Below are 20,425 nucleotides of genomic sequence, written 5' to 3'. Positions count from 1 at the left end.
GTGAAGAACATCTTGGAAACTAAAGTTGGAGAAATTACACACTACTACACCAATATTGGAGTGGGTGTCTTGGAATTGTCCGATACACTAAAAATAGGAGACAAGATTCACATTCAAGGCGCAACTACAGATTTCACTCAAGAAGTGGGTTCTATGCAAGCAAACAAGGAGCCAGTTAAAGAGGCTTCAGCTGGGGATGCGGTGGGATTAAAAGTAGAAAACAGGGTTAGAGAGGGCGATCTAGTCTATAAAGTAGAAAACGAATGAATTCTATAACACCAGAAAAAGAAAGGCTACAAAGAATACTAATCACCCAATTAGGGGAAGCTTTTGCCTCTATCCAGGACCCAGAAAAAAGCCGAATTCTTCTAAACCTTCTTCTTTCCCCCACCGAAAAAGAACGAATAGGCAAAAGGCTAGCTATTCTAAAAGAACTACGTCGTGATACTTCCTACAGCAAAATTAAAGAATCACTTAAAGTCTCCGACAACACTATTGCTCAAATGAGCAATGCTCTAAAACAATCCTCAGCAAAGTCACTAAGATTAATTGACAAGCTAATCAAAACAGACTTACTAAGGGAAGGAAAGGGTTTTGAATTCTCGCGAGGAAAAAAATAAAATCTAGGAATTATCCCCAAAAATAACATGTATTCTATCTTTATTAAGGGGAAATCTCCCCAATATTCCAGGAATAATTGGGGGCTTGAGTTGCAATTCATAAGAATTAATATCTGGCAGGGTTGAAAAATAAGCATCTAAATCAGAAAAAGATCTCCCAACTAAATCTTCCCTAATTTTTTCTTCATCTACTTTTGGAGCCAACTTAGTCTCAACCTCTGTCTGAAGTACAAGCCCTTGTGCTTCCGGAGGCCTTTCAACAGTAAGGATACTTACCTCCAAATCATCATCTCTTAGCTCAAATCCTTCCGGAACTAAACCTGCAAGCCTACCCTGCCACACATCGTTTAAATCTCCTCCAGAATAAGCAAGAGTACTACACCTAACTTTCAAAGATAGGCTCAAGTTATCTGCCTCTTCGCCTATAGCGGGAGTATAGCTTTGCTCCAGGGGAGTTGCCACTACTGCTTTCCCTGTTAACTTCTGATCTTCTAAAAGCTTGCCAGAAAGACTTTCCGAACACTTAGACTTAATCTGCTCTAACCCCTCAGCAAGTAGCTGCTCTTGGTCTTGGACTGTAGCCACAGAAACTGTTCTACTTTCCCCTCCAGAAAAATCTTCAGCAGCCCGCGCATAAACATCATCCCAAAAATCATCATCCAAACTTTCAAAATAAAGGTTAGTACCCTTCGCAATGTTGTAACTGCTCCCAATCTTCTCCGCTGTAACCTTAACCTCTGTAGTTCCGGGACTAATAAGCCTATCGGCGCCTTCCGCACTAGCTGAAGCTTCCTCAACTTCAATAGATTCATTTAACAAAAACCGAAGCCCTTCCTCTTCTGTAATCAATTCGTCATCCTCAGAAAAACTCTTAGAATTACTGGTATCATAATTGTAAGCTGTTATTGTCCCTTCTGCTTTAGTTCCAACTTCCTTTTCTCCTGTAGTCTCAACTTCGTACACCCCTGATTCCTGAACATCTACAGAAATTGCAGGAATAACCATACCCTCTATCTCTGGTGCAGAAACCTGAGGATCAAGACTAACAGCAGCTGTCTTTACTAGAGGAGAAGTATTAAAGTTAACAGTAACTATTGCTTCAGAAAGGTAAAAAAGCGTCACAAACACAACCGCAACCACAAATAAAACCAAACCACCAAAAATAGCTAAAACCTTCCATCGCGCAACTTGAAAAAATATAAGGACTTGGTCCAAAATAGAAGGACTCGCTGCTTTCACACCTCTTGCCGATGGTAGTTCCCCTCGAAATGCAGCTAACAAGCTCTTTCCCTGCTCATTTTGGGCTACGAATTTCAACTCTTTGCCATAAGCCTTCGCCTGTCTGGAAAGAGTCTTTAGCGCAAGAACATTCCAATAACTAGTATCTTTAGGCAATAGAAGCTTCACTTCAGAAGCAGAAGCCTCCTTTACTTGTTCTAGAACAGACACGATATTTGGCTTTTCAGAAAGAGTTATATTAGCCATAAGCTAAACCAAACAACCTAACAAAACACTAAAGAACCTTACAACCAAACCAACTCAAAACAACAGGTACAACCCAATCAGACTTACTTACTTGACCTGTTTCATCCTCAAAAAAATCAAAATCCTCTGGCCTAAGAATACTTACGCGCGGATCGCTGTGAAACGGCAAATTCTGTTTCCAAGACAGAGATCTCAAATGCTCTAACACTACCTTAAATTCCGCACCACCACCATAAATATTAACTTGAGGTGGAAACGCTTTCACCTCCTTAATATTCATTAATGCATCTATTAATCCCTGTGACCACACCTCTAAAACATCAGCAACCGCACTCTGAATCCTAGCGTTATCATCACCATCTTCACTATAATTGCGTTTCAATCCTTCAGCTTCAGAAAAAGAAATTTCCAAACTATGCGCGATAGCCTCTGTAAAATCCCGGCCACCAATAGGAAGTGTGCGATTAGAAACTATAGAACTATCAAAAACAACACCCACATCTGTTTTATCCGCTCCCATATCTATCAAAACAGATGAAACTCCTGTACTGGGAGAATTTTCCAATAAAGCATGTAAAAGTGCATACATACTAGCTGTGACCAATTGTGGTTTGAGTTTCAAATTACGAAGAATAGATTCCAAAGTATAGAGTCGGTCCTGAGGAGCAAAAGAATTAAAATAGGAAAGCTCCACCTTCTCTCCCTTAAATCCCTCAGGCTCAGTAGCAGGAAACCCATCAACCTCCACTCCGGTTATTGCTGAATCTACTATTTCTAAATCAAGGTCTTGGTAACCTTTTCTTGCTGCCAACTCCTTATGCGCCTCAAGAAATGCAGCTTGTTGCGCTTTCCTTTCTATTCGGGCAATCTCTTTTTTTGAAATGGGCTTATCCGGATTTGCCCTAGTTAAACGCATTCTAGTAGTAAGGAAAGAAATCATCTCTCCTGAAAGCCCTAAAATTCTGTTCTTAATTTTCAGTCCCTCCAGAGGAAGAGTAGCCTCGTCTACCGCATCTCCAATATGATTAGTCACCGCCTTAATATCCGCCGGTACACCCATACTCATCTCGGAAGAGTTCTGGGAAACACTACCCGCTCCTAAAGCTTTTATCCTTTTCCGTTCCTCACTTTCTCCCTCCAAAACAACACAGGAAAAAGAAAGGGCTTTACAAGAACCAGAACCAACATCTAGAGAAAGATAACAGGGAGTGGAGGACTTACTTTTAAATAAATTTATGGCAGGAAACATAACTTCAATAGCGCTTTAAACTAATAATTTGCAATAGTTGATTAACAAGTTCAAGCTAATCCTTTTTCAGTATAGCACGGATTCTCCGTTTACCGCGACCCACAGATTCTTCCTTTATTATCTCAAATTTACCAAGTTTCCCGGTAGAATCAACATGAGGACCAGCGCAAACTTCTTTTGAAAATCCGCCAATAGAATAAACTTTCACCTCATCTCCATATTTATCTGTAAAAAACGCTAAAGCACCCCGCTCCCTTGCCTCCTCTAATGACATGGTCTCTTTCCGCACGGGCAAATCTTCCTCTATTTTTTCATTAACTAGAGCTTCGACTTCTCCAATCTCCTCCTCCGTCATTGCTTTTGGATGGGAAAAATCGAACCGCAATCTTTGGGGAGTAATGTTCGACCCTTCCTGCTTTACATGAGCACCCAATACCTGGCGCAGAGCTTCGTGCAAAAGATGGGTAGCTGTATGCAGTTTTATAACTTCTTCAGATTCACTTACCAAACCCCCACTAAATTTCTTATCTGCACCAGAACGGGATTTCTCTTGGTGCTTTTTGTAGGCCTCTTCAAACCCCTTTCTATCAACCGCTAAACCCCTTTCCTCTGCCAGCTCTTTGGTTAACTCCAACGGAAACCCATATGTTTGGTAAAGGTCGAAGGCTTCTTCCCCGGTAATTCGCTCGCCCAGCGCAGGAGAAGCCCCTGGGGCTTCTTTGGCCGCAGCCCCAGGGGCTGGGGAACCTGCCTTGCCGGCAGGCAGGTGCGGCAGCGTTTCATCACCAACTTTTTGTTCAACCAACTTTTCAAAATGCTTCAAACCTCTCCGCAAAACCTTACCAAATCTTTTTTCCTCATCGGAAATCTCAGTAAGTATTGTTTCCTCCTCACTTTCCAACCCAGGAAAAAGATCCTTATAATTCTCAATTACAACCTCTGCAACTTGCCCCAAAAAGCTATCTTGGATGTTTAAAGCATGTCCATGACGAACAGCACGGCGAATTAGTCGCCTAACCACGTAACCTCGATCTGTATTTGAAGGTACTACACCATCACTGATAGCAAAAACAGCTGCCCGTACATGATCAGCAATAATGCGCATTGAACTAACTAACGATTGTTCATTGTTAACTTCTAATTGCTGGTATTCTTTACCAGACAAGTCTTCAATCTTGGAAATAATAGGGTGGAAAAGGTCGGTTTTATAATCATCATCTGCGTAGCCGCTAGTAACTGCAACAACCCTAGCTACACCCATCCCCGTATCTACATTTTTCTGCTCTAAAGGAACATATTCGTAATCGGCATTCCGCGAACCGCTCTCCGCCTTCCGCTCTTTATCTTGCGGTTCACGGTTCACGGTTTGCGGTTTGCGGTCCGCCAACCGGCGGATTCTTTTAAATTCCATAAACACATCATTCCAAATTTCAATATATTTCCCACATTGACAAGAGGGATCGCAATTAGGACCACAATGGTCTTTGCCTATATCATAAAATATTTCTGTATCAGGTCCGCAAGGTCCTGTATCACCTACAGGTCCCCACCAGTTTTCTTCTTTTCCAAAGAAGAATATCCTCTCACCCACCTCAGCCTTAATCCCTACTTTCTTAAATTCTAACTTCCAATACTTAATTGACTCCTTATCCCGGGAAGCAGTCTCATCACCAGCAAAAACAGAAACATACAACCTTTCCGGAGCTAACCCTAACCACTCAGAAGAAGTAAGAAATTCAAAACTAAAAGAGATTGCCTCTTTTTTAAAATAATCACCCAAAGACCAGTTTCCAAGCATTAAGAAGAAGGTATGATGAAACCCGTCACCTACTTGCTCAATATCATTTGTTCGAATACATTTTTGTAAGCTAACTAAGCGCTTACCAGCAGGGTGTTCTTCTCCCAACAAGAAGGGAATTAGAGGGTGCATACCAGCAGAGATAAAAAGTGCAGAAGGATCATTTTCTGGTACTAAGGAAGCCCCAGCAATCTCAACATGACCACGCGCCTCAAAAAAGGAAATATACTTTTCAATCAATTCTCTAGCTGTCACTGTGTTCTTAAGAATAACGGAAAAAAGCGGTGGTTGCAAGCTTTGAGGACAAAACTAACCAAACATCTATCTTTCTATCTGAGCCTAGAAAAAAACAGAATTAGAGGAAGCTCTACACACCTTTAAAAAATCTTTTCTTGGTTTTAGCTATTTCTCCTTCCAAATCTTTCAATTTCTTTTTTGCTTCTTCTTTCGCCGGACCTGACGCAGTCTCCAAGTCTTCTGCTATTTTTTTTACACTTTCACGCGCTTCTTCAACAAATGGCTCTGCCTTTTTCTGGATCTCCTCGCCTTTTTCTTTAAGCTTTCTCCGCGTTTCCCTACCCTCATCCGGCGCAAAAAGAACACCCAAAATAGCACCACCAAGGGCACCAATGAAAAGTCCTTTTACAAAACTCTCTCCCGAATTGTTATTGCTCATTGGACACCTCCTTTCCCTCCAAAGCATCTCGACTGCCAAGGGATCTAAGTTTCTGAAAAAGATTAAAACCCTCTACAATACCTGTAACTGCACTGGAAACCCCAATCAAAGGTCGAGAAACAGATTCCGAAACTTCTGCCACATTCTCCAAAATAACATTAAGCTGCTTTATTGATTTTCGGACTTCTTTGAGAACCAAAACAATATAAACACCCACAAAAAGAAGGTTGCAGGTAAGAAGACCTATTATGAGTATTAGAAGCGTGTTAGTGTCCATGGGCAGTCCTCCCTCCAGTTTAAAAAACATTCATCTCACTGTCAACGAGTTCTTGTTTTAAAAACACACCAGCTACTAACCATCAACAGTTAACAATTACCAATTAACCGTCACTCCGGAACCCCAATCTATCAGAATGATAGAGTCCTCCTTTCTTATCCGCATCTATTCGCTATCCATCTCCGGTATTGCAGAAGGTGTAGATTCTTGCTCAGCAGATGGAGTAGCTGATGGCGTTGATGCGGGAGGCGGCAAAGTCACATCCCTAGGACGATCATAAATGAGAGTACGGGTAACCTCTGCTTCTTTTCCAAACTCATTCACTGCAGTAAAGGTCAAAGTGTTAGGACCATCAGAAAGAACATAATCAAAAGCAAACCTACCATCATCACCCAACAAAACTTCCTGACCGTTAATAGTAAGTGTGGCTGCTGGATCCGCACTTCCCTTTAAAGTTATTTGCGGTTCCGAAACTATCATATCTTGCTTGGGTACCACCACCTCCAAACGCGGAGGACCAGCAATAGACCGGTATTGCCAAAAGACATAAGCTAAAAACCCCAACACAAAGAAAGCAGATATAAAGGCAATAAGTTTCTTTGGAGTTATTACAACCCTAGGTTGATCCAAAGGCTTAGTAACATCACAAATTTCAGGTTCCTCAGAAAAATCTTTATATTCACGCCGCCAAAAAGCTAAAACCTCAGAAACATTTAATCCCAAAAAATCGGCATAGTTTTTCAAAAAACCCTTTGCATGCAAAGTGTGTGCAAAAACATTATAATCCCCGCTTTCCAACGCCTTTAGGAACCGGGGGTGGATTTTTAATTCTTCTGAAACTTCTAAAAGAGAATAACCTTGTTTTTTACGTGTTTTCTTTAGAATTTCGCCAACAGATTTCATAGAATAGGATTCTCGCAGATTTAATACGGATTTACGCGGATAAAAGGAAAGGGACTTGGCAGGCTCCCGCCATGAAGGGTTTTGATCACAAAGCGAGCGGTTCTCTTTCCTACTCTCCAACGCTGAACGGTGCGAGCGGCCCTGAAAGGGGGGTGCCTGTCAAAGTCTCGCGCGAATCCGGCGGACCCCCGAAATTTACGTCACTTCGCTGGGATTGGAAATCAAAATACGCTAATCAGATTAAGAACAGATACTTTCACGCTGTAAGCATGGCGGGGGTGCCGTTTTCAAGAGCATAGAAAAATTTGCTTACAATTAGTTATCTACTAACCCCGGACCAAAGCAAATTTTTCTCTAAGCGCGCAGTCACCAAAGTCACTAGTCGGGCGCGCGGTTCTTGAAAACGCGTACCCCCGGCGCAAAAACTACAGCACTTCGCTGGGATCGGAAACCAAAAGTTCGCGGGGTTTGGAACCATCCTTAGGACCAACCACGCCCTTAGCCTCTAGAGCATCCAAAAGCCTTGCAGCCCTCGCATAACCAATAGAAAGCTTTCGCTGAAGAAGAGAAGCGGAACCACGATCATGACGACAAACAACCTCCACAGCATCTGGGAACAGCTCATCACTAAGCCCTTCCAAATTCTCCTCCTCAGCCAACTTGTTCCTTTGGCTAATTTTCTCTTGAGCCTCCTGAAGACTTTCCTCAAACTCCGGTTCTTCCTCCATCTCTTCTCGTAGGAAATCAACAAGGGCTTTAATTTCAATAAGTGAAATAAAGGGAGCTTGAATTCGCTTGGGCGTAGACGCTTCAGGAGGTAAGTACAGCATATCTCCGCGCCCCAAGAGCTTATCTGCCCCAGGCTGATCAATAATTACCCGTGAATCTACTCCCGAGGTTGTATTCAGCGCTATCCGACAAGGAATATTTGCCTTGATCAACCCAGTCAAAACATCAGTAGAAGGCCGCTGTGTGGAAAGAACCAAGTGAACACCGGTAGCCCTTGACATCTGGGCCAACCGGACAACCGCTTTCTCAACTTCGTTCGCTGCTGCTGCCATCAAGTCCGCTAATTCATCCACAACCAAAACAATCTTAGGGAGTGCCTGAAAACCAGAAATTTCATTATAAGAATCAATATCTTTAGCCCCAGCATCTTGAAAGAGTTTATATCTTCGTTCCATCTCTTCCACAGCCCAATCTAAAGTAGGGAGCATCTTATCCGAATCCAAAATAACAGGAGTCAAAAGGTGGGGAATTTCTCTATAAATTGAAAGTTCAACCCTCTTAGGGTCTGCCAAAATCAGTCGAACCTCCTCTGGAGTAGTTCGAAAAAGCAATGAACAGATGAAGGAGTGAATAAGAACTGACTTACCACTCCCCGTAGCACCAGCAATTAACACGTGAGGCATCCTAGCCAAATCAGCCACTTGGGGCCGCCCGGAAACATTCTTCCCAAGCGCCACACTCAAAACAGAAGAAGATTTTTTCATTGCTTCGGAAGTTAACACACTCTTCAACCCTACCGTTGCCGGCTTTTTATTGGGTACCTCAATACCTACTAACGACTTCCCTGGAATAGGTGCCTCTATTCGCACAGATCCAGTAGAGGAGGCTAAAGCCATAGCAAGATCTTTATGGAGCGTAGTTATTTTTGTAAGCTTTGTACCAGAAGCAGCTTCCAAAGCATATTGAGTAACAGTAGGTCCTATTTTTACATCTGCAACATTTGCTTTAATTCCAAAAGACTCCAAAGTATCTTCAATCTTCTGCGCCTCATCTTTCATCTCCTCCTGATCCTTCTTATAAGGAGGTATATCTTCCAATATACTTAGTGGGGGATACTCCCATTCTTTCTTACTCTCCGGAAGATTTGCTACAGTTTCGTGCCGCAATGGAGCTTTTTCTACATCTTCCCCAACATCCTCAGAATCCTCTTCTACACCAAGCGGAGTATAAGTAGCTTGTACAACAACCAAATCATCTCTCCGCACTTTCTCAACTTGTTTCTCTTCCTCCACCTCGCCTTCAGATTCCTCATCATCGTCACCCACATAGGACAACTCAGAACTACCTTCTTTACCTTCCACAACCTCAGCCTCCAAATCATCTTCCCGACCAATAAGCTTCCGAACAACTTTCAAAGTGCCTCTAAAAACAAAGTTTTCAAAAAATCTCCCTATCCCGCTTAAAACATTACCCAAAAATACTAAGGTTTCATCCAATGATGCATTAAAGATAACCAAAACAGAAACTAAAAGAAATGAGGCCAAAATTAAAATAGCACCAAAGGGACCTAAAAAAGTGCGAAGATATTTCTGAATAATATACCCCAACATTCCACCTCCTTGGCCCATAAGAGCTTCCTCTTTAGCAACAGCTGGAGAAAAGAAAAAATGAACAGTACCATCAAAAGATAGCAAAAAAAGAACCAAACCCGTAAGTATCCGAGGCTGAATAATCTTCCATTTCAATTTGCGAAAAAGAATAAGGCTAGAAAGGGCAAGAATAAAAGGAACTAAAAAAGCACCCCACCCAAAAACACGATTCAATAGCTTCTGTAGCATAGAACCAAAACCTGCAGCCTGACCAAAAAAGGAGAGAAGAGTAAGAATAGATAAAGCCAAAATTGCTACTGCTGCAATAGAATGTGCAGCATCTCTCTCTAACTCAAATTTAACTTTTCGGGGACGTCCTCTCTTTCCCATCGTGTATTAATTTAACCATAAAAAGGGTGTGGGGTGCAATCTAGTAGAAGAATAATAGCACCGTTAAAACATAAGCGCATGAGAGAGGCTGGAAACAGGAACCTCGTAACTGGAGACAAGGAATACCGGGCAAGGGCTTGAACCTGAAAGTCCGTAAGGTTTTGCGTACGTAATCCCTCAAGGTCTTGGTAGAAAATAATTGTTTATTGTTAATTGCTAAAAGCTAAAAACGGATATCTAATTACGATTTACGTGTTACCAGCTCCTGCCTGCCGGCAGGCAGGTCTACTTACTACTGTCTACTAATCTACTAATCTACACTTCCACTATTACAGGAAGAATAAGAGGTGTACGACCTGTTTTTTGCTGGATATAATTTAAGACATTAGTACTAAGCTGCTTTTTCAGTTCCCCCCAATCCTCTTTCTTTGAAGGTTCGGATCCTGCTGTACTTTTCACAATGCCCACCAGATCAGAAATTATTTGCCGAGATTTGCGTACATAAACAAACCCGCGAGTAGCAATTTCAACAGAACCTGAAATATTACCTGTCTTAGGATCAATAGGAACAATTAGAACAACAATACCATCATCAGCTAACAGCTGTCGGTCCCGCAAGACAACATCACCTACATCTCCAATTCTGGTACCATCTACTAAAATATCCCGGAAGGGGAATTCCCCCTTCTCCGGTGGCTTTCCTCCCTTCCCTTTCTTCCAATTTTCAGAAAATTCTAAATACTCGCCTGCCTGCAATTCAAAAACATTTTCCCGGGGAACCCCCATTTCCTGAGCTAATTTTGAATATGCCTGCATATGACGCGGCATACCTCCAATGGGAACAAAATACTTTGATTGCACCAACCCCATAAGCATTTGAATATCTAATGCAGAACCGTGCCCCGAAACATGCATATTATCCTGAATTTTATAATAGGAAACTTCCGCCCCCCTCATAATAAGCTGGTCCACCACTTTATCCACTGCTTCCTTGGATCCAGGAGGCTCTGGGTCACCGGAAAAAATAACTGCTACCTTCCCCTCAAGCTCTACCAAACTGTGCTCACCGCGCGCAAGGCGTTCCAAACTAGAACCTACCTGACCATAACACCCGGCTACAACATAAGCCAACTTTGACTGATCAAACCGGCGAGCCTGCTTAGGGTGAACCAAATTCTTTTTCTCAACTTCCAGATAGCCAAGTTTTCGGGCAACCAAAGCGCTTTGTTCCATGGACCGACCAAGAAAGCAGACCTTACGGCCGTGTCGCACTGCTGCCCAAACAGCTTGTTGAATTCTAGAAATGTTAGAAGAAACAGTAGTAAAGAAAATTTGGTGCTCTGCCTCGCTAATAAGCTTTTCTATTGAATCTGTTAATACTTTCTCGGATTGGGTATAGCCTTCGGTATTAGCTCCTAAGCAATCTGAAGCTAATAGCATCGGTTTTTCTTGCCCTGCAAGCTTGCTTAATTTGCGCACGTCAAAAAGGCGCCCATCGACCGGAGTCCAATCAAATTTGTAATCAGAAACATGAAAAATATTCCCAATTGGAGTAGAAAGTAGAAAACCCAAAGAGTCGGGTACTGAGTGGCATACCCGGAAAGGTTCAATATGAAAACAACCTAGGTCAAAAGCGCCATTATCCGGATCAATCTCAAAAAGTTTTTTATCACTCTTTATTCCAGCCTCGTCCAAAGTAGCACGAGCAAATTCCAAAGCTAGCTTTGATGCATAAACAGGAGCATCTAATTTGGGTAATAGATGGGGAAGAGCTCCAAAGTGATCATAATGAGCGTGGGTAATAATAATACCTCGAATATTAGAAAGCTTTCCCTCTTCCTCCAAATAAGAAATATCAGGAATAGCTGCATCAACCCCCGGTGTTTCAAAATCAGGAAAACCCACACCGCAATCCAAAATAACAATATCCCTGCCACACTCATAAGCAAACATATTTCGAGTTACCTGCCCAGAGCCCCCCAAAGGTATAAAACGTAATGTTTTTTTGTCAATTTTCTTAAACTTTGGCATAAATAAAGGTCATCAAAACATAAAACACTAAAGCATACAAACATATAGTAAATTGGTGCTCAAGTGTTTCTAAGTTAAAATACTCAAATAAATATTCAAAACAGACTTATCTGGTTTTCATCCTGGTTCTTCACTTCTTCTGCTTTCAAATCTCCATTCAATAAATCAGTTATTTTGCGAAAATCCTCCTGGAGCTCACGTTTAACATTTTTACTCCGCAAAGCTGCTGCCGGGTGAAAAAGGGGAAAGACTACAAATCTCCCTGCATTGAAAGGAGTACCATGTACCTCAGAAATTTTTATATCTCCCAGGAAATGCTCTGTTGCATACCTTCCTAAGGTACAGACAACTTTGGGACTAATCTCCCTTAACTGCAAGTCAAGATAAGGCTCGCAAGCCCGCAACTCATCAACGTGAGGACTACGATTATTTGGTGGTCGGCATTTAATCACATTACCAATCCAAACATCCTTCCGACTAATTTGAACAGAACGCAGCAACTTATCCAAAAGCTTCCCTGCCTTTCCTACAAATGGTCGTCCCTCCCTATCCTCATTATAACCTGGAGCCTCCCCAACAAAGGCTACTTCTGCATCCTTGGGCCCTTCTCCAGGAACGGTATTAGTTCTTGTCCGAGCCAAACGACACTTGTCACATCTTTGTATTTGTTTTCTAACTTGTCTCAAAATTCTAGACATATGAAAAACACAAGATTTTTATCACTTAGGTAAATACTGATCAATATTATCCTCAGTTATCTTTACCTTACTTACACCTTCTTCCACAATCTCTTTAGCAGCTTTGCGACAAATACCCTGAATAGTTCTCTCCAAGGTCCTAATCCCAGCGTCATAGCCAAGCGGGCGAATTATACTTGACCAAAGCTCTTCCTCAATTTCAACTTGACTTGAATCTAAACCACACTCATCAAGAACCCGAGGTAAAAGGTAATCGCGACCAATAACCTTCTTCTCTTCATCAGTATAAGCAGGCATTTCAATAACCTCTAACCGGTCCAATACCGCATTAGCAATACCTCTCTTGTGGTTTGCAGTACAAATAAAGAGAACCTCAGATAAGTCCAAGGGATAATCCAAGTAATGGTCTTGAAACGCCGCATTTTGCTCTGGATCCAAGAGTTCTAAAAGGACACCCATTACTTCTGTCCGCGCTTCTTCCGAAATACGATCTATCTCATCCATAAGTATAACTGGATTTTTGCTCCCACAACGAACTAGTCCCTTTACAACCTGCCCAGCCTCTGACTGTGGGTAGGCACGGGAGCGTCCTCTAAGATGCACCGAACTTGCCACACCACCCATAGCAACCCGGACAAATTTCCGATCCAAAGCTTCTGCAATAGAATAAGCAACTGACGTTTTACCAATTCCAGGAAGGCCAACGAAACACAACACAGATGCTTTGGTAGAAGCTAAGGGACCAGTAGCTCGTTCCATTTTTCGACCTCTCTTCTCCTGAGTCAAATTTAAAACTGCTATGTATTCCAAAACTCTTTCTTTTACTTTCTCCATACCATAATGGTTTGCATTTAAAATTTTTCTTGCTCTCTTTATATCTAAATTATCTTCAGTACGAACATCCCATGGTATTTTTGTAGCCAGCTCAATGTACCGAGATATAGATTCATACTCCGAGGTATAAGTTCTAAACCTTGCCATTCGCCGCAAACTTTCCACCATCCGTTGCAACTTATCCTCTAATTTAGGAGGGAGTGTAGTTTCCTCTACCAAATGTGCCAGCTCCTCTATTTCGGGAAAAAGAATTTCCTGGTGTAAATCTTTATTATCTTTGGACATAGATTGAGTTATTAATTACCGCCCAGTAAACAATATTCTTGCCAATCAATCCCACTACTACTTGAAGAGTTTTTAGAAGCTAACATCTAGTCACTAGTTTATGGGAACCCTCAGAGATGTTCAAGGAGATTAGTTATGCAGTCTTTTACTTACGCTCACGGTGAGGTCTATCTTTTAGAGCTTTAATTGAAAGGTTAATTCTACCCCGATCATCTATCTCTGTCACCTTAACCTCAACCTCATCACCTTCGGACAACACATTGTGAGGATCTTTTACAAATCGGTGAGCCATTTCCGAAACATGCACCAAACCTTCCTGACCAGGAAGAATCTCCACGAAAGCACCAAAGTCAACCACACGAGTAACTTTGCCTTCATAAATCTTCCCAACTTCTACCTCTTCAACCAAATTCTCAATCATTTCCTTTGCGCTTTCCATACTTTCCAAACCGTCTGCGGTAATCGATACTGTACCGTCGTCGTCCACATCAATCTGTGCACCGGTTTCCTCAATAATTTTTCGAATAGTCTTACCCCCCGGACCAATAACTTTACCAATTTTCTTCGGATCAATCTGAACACTAGTTATTTGGGGTGCATATTCTGACAAACTCTTTCTTGGTTCACCGATAACATTGGCCATATCCTCTAGAATCTCCAACCGCGCAGCACGTGCCCCTTGTAGAGCGTCCTCAATAATCTCATCGGTTAAACCTGCATTTTTTACATCCAACTGAATAGCAGTAACCCCGTCTCGTGTTCCGGTAACCTTAAAATCCATATCGCCAAAGAAATCTTCCGTACCGGCCATATCCGTAACAACCTTATAAGAGCCTTTGGGGCCTTCGACCAAACCCATGGCAATCCCGGCCACAGGAGTCTTGATAGGAACACCCGCATCCATAAGAGCTAAAGTTGAACCACAAGTAGCCGCCATTGAGCTAGAACCGTTAGACGAAAGGATTTCCGAAACTAGTCTCATTGTATAAGGAAATTCTTCCTGCGGTGGTAAAACTGGTCTCAGCGCACGCTCTGCCAACAAGCCGTGGCCAATCTCCCGCCTACCCGGACCATGGAGAGGTGCTGTTTCCCCCACAGAGAAAGGTGGGAAAGAATAATGGTGAATATAACGCTTAGTCCATTCGCCAGTCATACTCTCAAAAATTTGTTCCAAAGAAGGGGAACCCAAAGTAGCCACAGTTAATGCTTGCGTGGAACCGCGCTTAAAGAGCGCAGAACCGTGGGTACGGGGCAGCATCCCAATTTCCATTTCTAAGGGGCGTACTTCCTTAATCCCCCGACCGTCCAAACGGCGTTCATTTTTCAAAATATCTTCTCGTACCGCTTCTTTAAGAACTTTACTAAGCAGATTACTCATATCGCTTTTTGTGAGCCTGCCCTCGAACTCCTCATACAAAATCTTCCGGTACCTTTCCAATTCATCGGAATCAACCAAAGCGTCTTCCAAAATCTCCTCAATAAAATTCTCACGAATGTAATCGGACACTTCCTCCTTTGCCTGCTTCACACTTTCTTCCTCTTCCTCCAATCCCAAATCCTCCAAACTTAACTTCTCCTTACCCACTTCGGACTTTATCTCGTGAATAAGATCAATAATCTTATCTTGACCAGATCGCGCAAAATCAATACCCTCTTTAATCTTTTTTTCACTAACTTCCTCCGCATCTGCTTCCAACATAACTACACGTTCTTCGGTTGCCGAAACAATAAGATCCATAACACTCTGATCAAGCTGGCCATTAGTTGGATTCAAAAGGAACTCATCTTCATTTTCTAAATAACCAACGCGGGTAGTAGCAATAGGACCCTCCCAGGGAATATCGGAAATAGCAAGGGCCGCAGAAGCACCGACAGAAGCAAGAAGTCCCGCATCGTTTTCTTGATCAACAGAAAGGGGTAAAATAAGAAGCTGAACATCATGACGCATACCTTCAGGGAAAAAGGGGCGAATACACCGGTCAATCATCCGTGCAGTAACAGTAGCCTCATCAGAAGGACGGCCCTCACGCTTTACCCAGCGGGAACCCTTAATTATCCCCCCCGCATAAAGCCTCTCTACAAAATCAACCCTTAAAGGAAAGTAACTTATTCCTTCACGCGGTTCGTCTATGGTTGCTGCTACCAAAACCATGGTATCACCATACTGGGCAATAACAGCACCATTTGCACGTTCCGCAACACGCCCGTGTTCCAGACTCAAAGTCCTTCCAGCTAATTCTATTTCTTTTTTCACAATCTCGGACATAAAACTTATTGAGGAACTAAAGAGGTCAATAGAACCAATAGTCTCAGTAGAAAATTCCTACCGACGCCACTGATGCCATTGAACCTCTTAATTCCTACTTTCTTAATTTCAACTTCTGAACAAGAGCATTATACCGCTTTTCGTCTTCTTTTTCAAGATGACGAAGCAGTTTCCTTCTTCTTTCAACCATTCCTAACAAGCCTCTCCGCGAGTGCTCATCCTTCTTGTGCTCTTTAAGATGCGAAGAAAGCTTACTAATCTTTTCAGTAAGAAGAGCTATCTGCACCTCGGCAGATCCCGTATCTTCCTCGTGGTTACTAAATTCTTCAATTATTTCTTGCTTTTTTTCTTTTTCTAAACTCATTTCTATCTTTGATACTACCATCACAATACCTTCTTTGCAATTATAAAAAAGAAGGGAATCTAGAACCCAGCGCGATTCTAGACCCCCTAAAAGGAAAAACCAACCTAAATACAAACTAAATACAAGGCTGGTGACGTCTCTCCGCTTCCTCCATCTTAAGATGCTGGATAGCACGAACATCCGCAACCCAGTTACGCATCTCCACAAGTAGCACCTCTGGATCAACTTCCAAAATCTCAGCAACCAGATAGAGTAAAGACTCCCTTCCGAGGGGGGTCTTCTCCACAAAAACCCCGGAAGAATCCGATTCCTCAAGAGTTACACAGAAAGCTTCCACTTCTCTCAGTGGTACTCTCCCCAAGCAGCGCCGAAATCCTAACAAAACATCATCTACACAGCTATCCATCATAAACCCCCTTGCTTCTTACCTAAACCAAACTAAACTCCAAATCTCCCGGCCGTTGCAAAGTCGCTAAAAAAGAACAACACAAACGAACCGCCACCCCAAGCAAACCAAAGTCTCGGAAAAAGAATGCTATAGGGATGGTATACAGGAGTTATTACCGAAAAAGGATGGGGTTGTAGAAATCACCTACCTTCCCGCCTCTCCAAAACAATACCAAAAACCACCCACCAAAAAAAGAACAAAAGAAAGAAGACACCCTCTATTAAATACGAAGAAGCATGACGAACGTCACCTGTTTTCATAACTTTTCAGGGAACCTTAGAAAAAAGAAAAATGCTCTCCGAAGCATGCTGCGCTCGAAGAGCATTCAGGTCACGTTCTCCTTACCTCCCAGTCAAGAGCGTACTTTACGGCGGCCGCGCAAGAGGCACGCTCAAGTATATGTTTAGGTTGGTAAGGTTTTCTTCAAGTATAGGTTTCCACACACTTCTCAAATTCCAGCCAAACCTTTGTCCGCTTCACCCATTGCGGAACCTCGAACGGCTCGCGCACAGCGCCATCAATGGAGCGGCTTGTCATTACACACCACGAGGTAACCACCCGGTTAGAGATGTGCTTACAAGCCTCTGTATTCCCGAATACCCACTGAACAGGCATTTTCATAAAAGCAGTGCGGTCTTCGTCATCTGTCACACTCAGCTCCGCAGCCCTGAGGAGCATCTTCCAAAAACGTCTTTCGAGTACGTGCCGTGTCTGCGAAAATCCATAACGGCGTATGTAGTGAAGCAGGTCATCATTCTTTTCGTCTCGAATTAACCACGCACACACGCTGTCAATGAACTCTTTTAGCTCCTCCGAAAACTCTTCTGAGGTGTTGCTGTAAGCTCTCTTACGAAGGAGCATTTCCATATGAGCACCTAAAGGAGGTGCTTTGCTTTTATCGACAAATCTCCTCCAGAACATATCGTACAGCTCAACAAACTCTCGTGTAGGTGAATAGCGCTTCTCCGGCAAGGCTATCGTACATTCCCAAATCCGCTGAAACACATGAAAATATTCCCTACCAAAGCTATCGCCGTACAGAGTTCTTTCGAAACACTCATCAGCGAACACATTAAGAACAAGTTCCTCAATCGCGAACCTTTGCTGCCAGACCAGACCCCCAGTTGGCTGTGGCAATTGCTCAGAGGACAGTTGTTCCAATAAAAAGAGTACCCGGTTGCGCAAAGCTGGGGAATAGGAACTACCAGCCCAAGAGGGGCTCCCGCGACGGGCTACATGTCTCATCTGCTCAGCTATAACGCGAAGAGCGGCAAGGCGTAACTCTCGCGCAGCACCGAGCAAAACTCTTTTTGCCTGATCCTTGCGGTACGGTGTTGACTCCCATTCCAACAAATCTTCGGGTAGTTGCACCGCCCTTTTTAGTTCCTCAAAGCTCCACGATTCAAGTGTATCTACCCCCTTACCAAAACTCGCATACGAGTTTTTGCGCCTGGACATCGCCGTCCCTCCTTATGTATAAACGGAGAACTCGCCAACACGAATTTTATATGATAACCCGCGGGCCGCTTGGCACTGTCTCCTTTCTATTGTAAAAATGATTATACCAACAAACCTGATAATTACAAAGTTTATAAGACAAAAAAAATATCCAAAAATATTTTTGAACAGTTTAACCACCTCATCCAATTTGATGAGCCAATTCCCCCTTTTGATTCAAGGATTCCCGGAAAACTTGAAAGTATTCTTAACTCAGTTAGACAAACTTACGAAAAGAAACATCTAAATCCCACAATACTCGATGCTGCCGCAGCGTATTTTAATCAACTAATTAATAAGGAGCCACCAGTTCCAAAATGGAAACAAAAGAATTGCAGTTCTCCTAACCCACATTTTCTTACTGGTTCATGGTCTCGATCTGACACTAAGTTACGAAGCACTTTACAATCTTGCGTTACTCATTGCCCGAGCGTCAACAGAGATATCAGGCTCGGAAACAAAAGAAATTTGTAAGGGGATTATCCAAAAATTTTCAAAGGAGGTAGGAACTAATTCATAGCTAATAAAAAAAACTACCCCTCAAAGGGGGGTAGGGTCGCAGACGTTGTTTCTTCGGTGCAGCTAACTTGCATCCATTCACAAAAGGTTTCGGGATCACTGTTAATGGCAAAAATTACATCTTTTGCAGTCCAATTTGTGCTCACCCCTTCGGGATCTTCTCTTAATTGGGGTAGTACAAAATAACAGTTCTTATTTATCCGGTTTCCTACTCTACATCTTCAACATCGGCACAAAGGACATCGGAAATAAGCCATTCACCTTCCACCTTTTCAAGTTCAACCGGCACAATCCTCCCGCTAGGTCCAAAAGCTTGTCTTAGATTAACCCGCGCAGTGTTACCCGAAATAGAAACATCTTCCACCTCAAAACTTGGTGGAATATCTTGCGCACAAAGAATAAGATCCGCCCCACGACCGTAACCGCCATCCAAATATTCTTTGAAACTGGGAGCTAGGTAAGGGCTTTCCTTATATGCCCCACTGGAAAGAGGGCGGCCCTCATTAGAAATATACCAAGTGTAAAATTCTTCAACTACTTCTCGCGGGTTTTTTACCTCTTCTTCTCTTTCTGCTCCTGCTTCTTCTGCTGCTGCTGCTTCTTCTTCTTCCGTGACCGTCGTTTCTTCTTTAGGGATTTCCGCGACCTTCTCTGTACTCACAATATAATTAACCGCAAAGGCTACCCCACCAACCAAAACCAGGGCAATGATTATTATTGGAATAAGTGAAAATCCGTGTTCTTTGGAACCCATAACTAGACGAGTAAACTCAGAAACCAATTGGTAAGTACCAACATAATACTAAAAACTAACGCGGGCAGCAAGCCAGAAACACTAAACTCTGGAACCAGCCTGCTAGTAAGCAAAATAATTAAAATATTTATAACCAAGGTAAAAAGCCCCAAAGTTAAAATATTTACAGGTAAGGTGAGGAAAATCAAAATCGGACGGAGAAAAGTATTGAGAACCCCAAGAACAATCGCCGTAATCACTGCCACCCCAAAAGAGGCTATCTCCACACCCGGTATAACATAAGAAGCAGTAAAAACCGCCAACCCACGAACAAGAAGTATAAACAAAAAAGCAACGATGTTCATTGGAAAAATTATATCACAAAAAAGAAAGAACCCGACGGTCCTCGAAATAAGCGCCGGGTTACGGATCTTAAAGTGATTTTATCAAACAATCTCCCGCTCATTGCGGGGAAGGTTACCTGAGGAAAAGATGTCCAGAGGCAAAAACGCTGGATAGCGGGCACAGCTTTCGAAAAAGCCAAGTAAGTGCAGCCACGGCAGAAAAAGACCGTGTCTTAGAGCGTGCATCAGAAGCATATCTTTAGTACCCAACCAGCACAGCCCGCCCTCCGGTTCGCCTACTTTCTCACCCAGCACACCGTAGTAAACTACCCCTAGTGAGGGGACCCCACCAGTTTTGGGCTCGAGAGTATATATTCCAACCGTACCCAAGAGCGCCACTTCATATCCCGTCTCCTCACAGAATTCCCTTGCCGCACACGCCGGTAAATCTTCTCCAACCTCCCAATGCCCACTAGGGAAACAAAACTTGCCATTCTCTCTTTCAAGAAAAAGGGCTTCCCACTCTTCTATACGGGGTTCACCCCGCGAGACAATAACCCCACACGAAACATTTGCATTTCCTTCAATACCCACGGGCTAACCTCCTTTCCAAATCTCTTCTAAGTACCTGCCTACAAATTAATTCTACCAACAATTGCAAAATTTTGGAAGCTTATAATATAAAAAAAC

General features: G+C 42.8%; 19 protein-coding genes. 2 read left to right on the top strand and 17 right to left on the bottom strand.

Annotated elements, in window-relative coordinates:
- Positions 1 to 12: 12 nt before the first annotated feature.
- Positions 13 to 267 (top strand): EF-Tu/IF-2/RF-3 family GTPase, encoded by a 255-nt coding sequence (locus tag U9M98_01955; GenBank protein MEA2020461.1) that lies wholly within the window; start codon positions 13 to 15, stop codon positions 265 to 267.
- A complete protein-coding gene (locus U9M98_01950) occupies positions 264 to 620 on the top strand; it encodes a Trp family transcriptional regulator (GenBank protein ID MEA2020460.1) in 357 nt (118 codons plus the stop codon). The genes U9M98_01955 and U9M98_01950 overlap by 4 nt, the downstream gene beginning before the upstream one ends.
- A 3-nt stretch (positions 621 to 623) precedes the next feature.
- Here the strand turns inward: U9M98_01950 and U9M98_01945 are convergent, their stop codons facing one another.
- The 17 genes from U9M98_01945 to U9M98_01865 all read right to left on the bottom strand — a co-directional run bounded on the left by U9M98_01945 (position 624) and on the right by U9M98_01865 (position 20,329).
- Positions 624 to 2,105 carry a hypothetical protein gene (locus U9M98_01945; protein ID MEA2020459.1) on the bottom strand — a complete coding sequence of 494 codons (1,482 nt, stop codon included), beginning with the start codon at positions 2,103 to 2,105 and terminating at the stop codon, positions 624 to 626.
- 28 nt (positions 2,106 to 2,133) lie between these two features.
- Positions 2,134 to 3,354, bottom strand: coding sequence for a cell division FtsA domain-containing protein (locus tag U9M98_01940; GenBank protein MEA2020458.1), 1,221 nt, complete (start codon positions 3,352 to 3,354; stop codon positions 2,134 to 2,136).
- Between the two features lie 55 nt (positions 3,355 to 3,409).
- Positions 3,410 to 5,407 carry an alanine--tRNA ligase-related protein gene (locus U9M98_01935; GenBank protein MEA2020457.1) on the bottom strand — a complete coding sequence of 666 codons (1,998 nt, stop codon included), beginning with the start codon at positions 5,405 to 5,407 and terminating at the stop codon, positions 3,410 to 3,412.
- Positions 5,408 to 5,519: 112 nt separating this feature from the next.
- The gene (locus U9M98_01930) at positions 5,520 to 5,828 is read right to left on the bottom strand and encodes a YtxH domain-containing protein (protein ID MEA2020456.1); all 309 of its coding nucleotides are present in this window, start codon (positions 5,826 to 5,828) and stop codon (positions 5,520 to 5,522) included.
- A complete protein-coding gene (locus tag U9M98_01925) occupies positions 5,818 to 6,135 on the bottom strand; it encodes a hypothetical protein (GenBank protein MEA2020455.1) in 318 nt (105 codons plus the stop codon). The genes U9M98_01930 and U9M98_01925 overlap by 11 nt, the downstream gene beginning before the upstream one ends.
- A gap of 135 nt (positions 6,136 to 6,270) precedes the next feature.
- The gene (locus U9M98_01920; protein ID MEA2020454.1) at positions 6,271 to 7,008 is read right to left on the bottom strand and encodes a helix-turn-helix domain-containing protein; all 738 of its coding nucleotides are present in this window, start codon (positions 7,006 to 7,008) and stop codon (positions 6,271 to 6,273) included.
- Between the two features lie 425 nt (positions 7,009 to 7,433).
- Positions 7,434 to 9,716, bottom strand: coding sequence for a DNA translocase FtsK 4TM domain-containing protein (locus tag U9M98_01915; GenBank protein ID MEA2020453.1), 2,283 nt, complete (start codon positions 9,714 to 9,716; stop codon positions 7,434 to 7,436).
- 315 nt (positions 9,717 to 10,031) lie between these two features.
- Entirely contained in the window at positions 10,032 to 11,747 is a 1,716-nt protein-coding gene (locus U9M98_01910) for a ribonuclease J (GenBank protein ID MEA2020452.1), read from the bottom strand.
- Between the two features lie 95 nt (positions 11,748 to 11,842).
- The gene (locus U9M98_01905; protein ID MEA2020451.1) at positions 11,843 to 12,445 is read right to left on the bottom strand and encodes a uracil-DNA glycosylase; all 603 of its coding nucleotides are present in this window, start codon (positions 12,443 to 12,445) and stop codon (positions 11,843 to 11,845) included.
- A 21-nt stretch (positions 12,446 to 12,466) separates the two neighbouring features.
- Complete coding sequence (locus U9M98_01900; GenBank protein MEA2020450.1) at positions 12,467 to 13,564, bottom strand: AAA family ATPase; 1,098 nt, start codon at positions 13,562 to 13,564, stop codon at positions 12,467 to 12,469.
- Positions 13,565 to 13,709: 145 nt separating this feature from the next.
- Entirely contained in the window at positions 13,710 to 15,818 is a 2,109-nt protein-coding gene (gene pnp, locus U9M98_01895; protein MEA2020449.1) for a polyribonucleotide nucleotidyltransferase, read from the bottom strand.
- Between the two features lie 106 nt (positions 15,819 to 15,924).
- On the bottom strand, positions 15,925 to 16,194 hold the full coding sequence (rpsO, locus tag U9M98_01890) for a 30S ribosomal protein S15 (GenBank protein MEA2020448.1): 270 nt from the start codon (positions 16,192 to 16,194) through the stop codon (positions 15,925 to 15,927).
- Positions 16,195 to 16,309: 115 nt separating this feature from the next.
- Entirely contained in the window at positions 16,310 to 16,603 is a 294-nt protein-coding gene (locus U9M98_01885; protein ID MEA2020447.1) for a hypothetical protein, read from the bottom strand.
- Between the two features lie 462 nt (positions 16,604 to 17,065).
- Positions 17,066 to 18,100, bottom strand: coding sequence for a hypothetical protein (locus U9M98_01880; GenBank protein ID MEA2020446.1), 1,035 nt, complete (start codon positions 18,098 to 18,100; stop codon positions 17,066 to 17,068).
- Positions 18,101 to 18,866: 766 nt separating this feature from the next.
- On the bottom strand, positions 18,867 to 19,412 hold the full coding sequence (locus U9M98_01875) for a DUF3828 domain-containing protein (GenBank protein ID MEA2020445.1): 546 nt from the start codon (positions 19,410 to 19,412) through the stop codon (positions 18,867 to 18,869).
- A gap of 2 nt (positions 19,413 to 19,414) precedes the next feature.
- Positions 19,415 to 19,756 carry a phage holin family protein gene (locus tag U9M98_01870; protein MEA2020444.1) on the bottom strand — a complete coding sequence of 114 codons (342 nt, stop codon included), beginning with the start codon at positions 19,754 to 19,756 and terminating at the stop codon, positions 19,415 to 19,417.
- Positions 19,757 to 19,837: 81 nt separating this feature from the next.
- Complete coding sequence (locus tag U9M98_01865; GenBank protein MEA2020443.1) at positions 19,838 to 20,329, bottom strand: NUDIX hydrolase; 492 nt, start codon at positions 20,327 to 20,329, stop codon at positions 19,838 to 19,840.
- Between the last annotated feature and the right edge of the window lie 96 nt (positions 20,330 to 20,425).

The organism is Patescibacteria group bacterium (assembly GCA_034659915.1).
Taxonomy (GTDB): Bacteria; Patescibacteriota; WWE3; order JAUXAW01; family JAYEID01; genus JAYEID01.
Note: the sequence above shows the minus strand (reverse complement) of the source record. Positions and strands in the feature narration are given on the sequence as shown.

What these genes read in the sequence shown, in the direction of transcription:
- U9M98_01900 (MEA2020450.1), bottom strand. Translation starts at nt 13,564, where the DNA reads ATGTCCAAAGATAATAAAGATTTACACCAGGAAATTCTTTTTCCCGAA.
- U9M98_01915 (MEA2020453.1), bottom strand. Translation starts at nt 9,716, where the DNA reads ATGGGAAAGAGAGGACGTCCCCGAAAAGTTAAATTTGAGTTAGAGAGA.
- rpsO (MEA2020448.1), bottom strand. Translation starts at nt 16,194, where the DNA reads ATGAGTTTAGAAAAAGAAAAAAAGCAAGAAATAATTGAAGAATTTAGT.
- U9M98_01870 (MEA2020444.1), bottom strand. Translation starts at nt 19,756, where the DNA reads ATGAACATCGTTGCTTTTTTGTTTATACTTCTTGTTCGTGGGTTGGCG.
- U9M98_01930 (MEA2020456.1), bottom strand. Translation starts at nt 5,828, where the DNA reads ATGAGCAATAACAATTCGGGAGAGAGTTTTGTAAAAGGACTTTTCATT.
- U9M98_01920 (MEA2020454.1), bottom strand. Translation starts at nt 7,008, where the DNA reads ATGAAATCTGTTGGCGAAATTCTAAAGAAAACACGTAAAAAACAAGGT.
- U9M98_01880 (MEA2020446.1), bottom strand. Translation starts at nt 18,100, where the DNA reads ATGTCCAGGCGCAAAAACTCGTATGCGAGTTTTGGTAAGGGGGTAGAT.
- U9M98_01950 (MEA2020460.1), top strand. Translation starts at nt 264, where the DNA reads ATGAATTCTATAACACCAGAAAAAGAAAGGCTACAAAGAATACTAATC.
- U9M98_01945 (MEA2020459.1), bottom strand. Translation starts at nt 2,105, where the DNA reads ATGGCTAATATAACTCTTTCTGAAAAGCCAAATATCGTGTCTGTTCTA.
- U9M98_01905 (MEA2020451.1), bottom strand. Translation starts at nt 12,445, where the DNA reads ATGTCTAGAATTTTGAGACAAGTTAGAAAACAAATACAAAGATGTGAC.
- U9M98_01940 (MEA2020458.1), bottom strand. Translation starts at nt 3,354, where the DNA reads ATGTTTCCTGCCATAAATTTATTTAAAAGTAAGTCCTCCACTCCCTGT.
- U9M98_01875 (MEA2020445.1), bottom strand. Translation starts at nt 19,412, where the DNA reads ATGGGTTCCAAAGAACACGGATTTTCACTTATTCCAATAATAATCATT.
- U9M98_01910 (MEA2020452.1), bottom strand. Translation starts at nt 11,747, where the DNA reads ATGCCAAAGTTTAAGAAAATTGACAAAAAAACATTACGTTTTATACCT.
- U9M98_01885 (MEA2020447.1), bottom strand. Translation starts at nt 16,603, where the DNA reads ATGATGGATAGCTGTGTAGATGATGTTTTGTTAGGATTTCGGCGCTGC.
- U9M98_01925 (MEA2020455.1), bottom strand. Translation starts at nt 6,135, where the DNA reads ATGTTTTTTAAACTGGAGGGAGGACTGCCCATGGACACTAACACGCTT.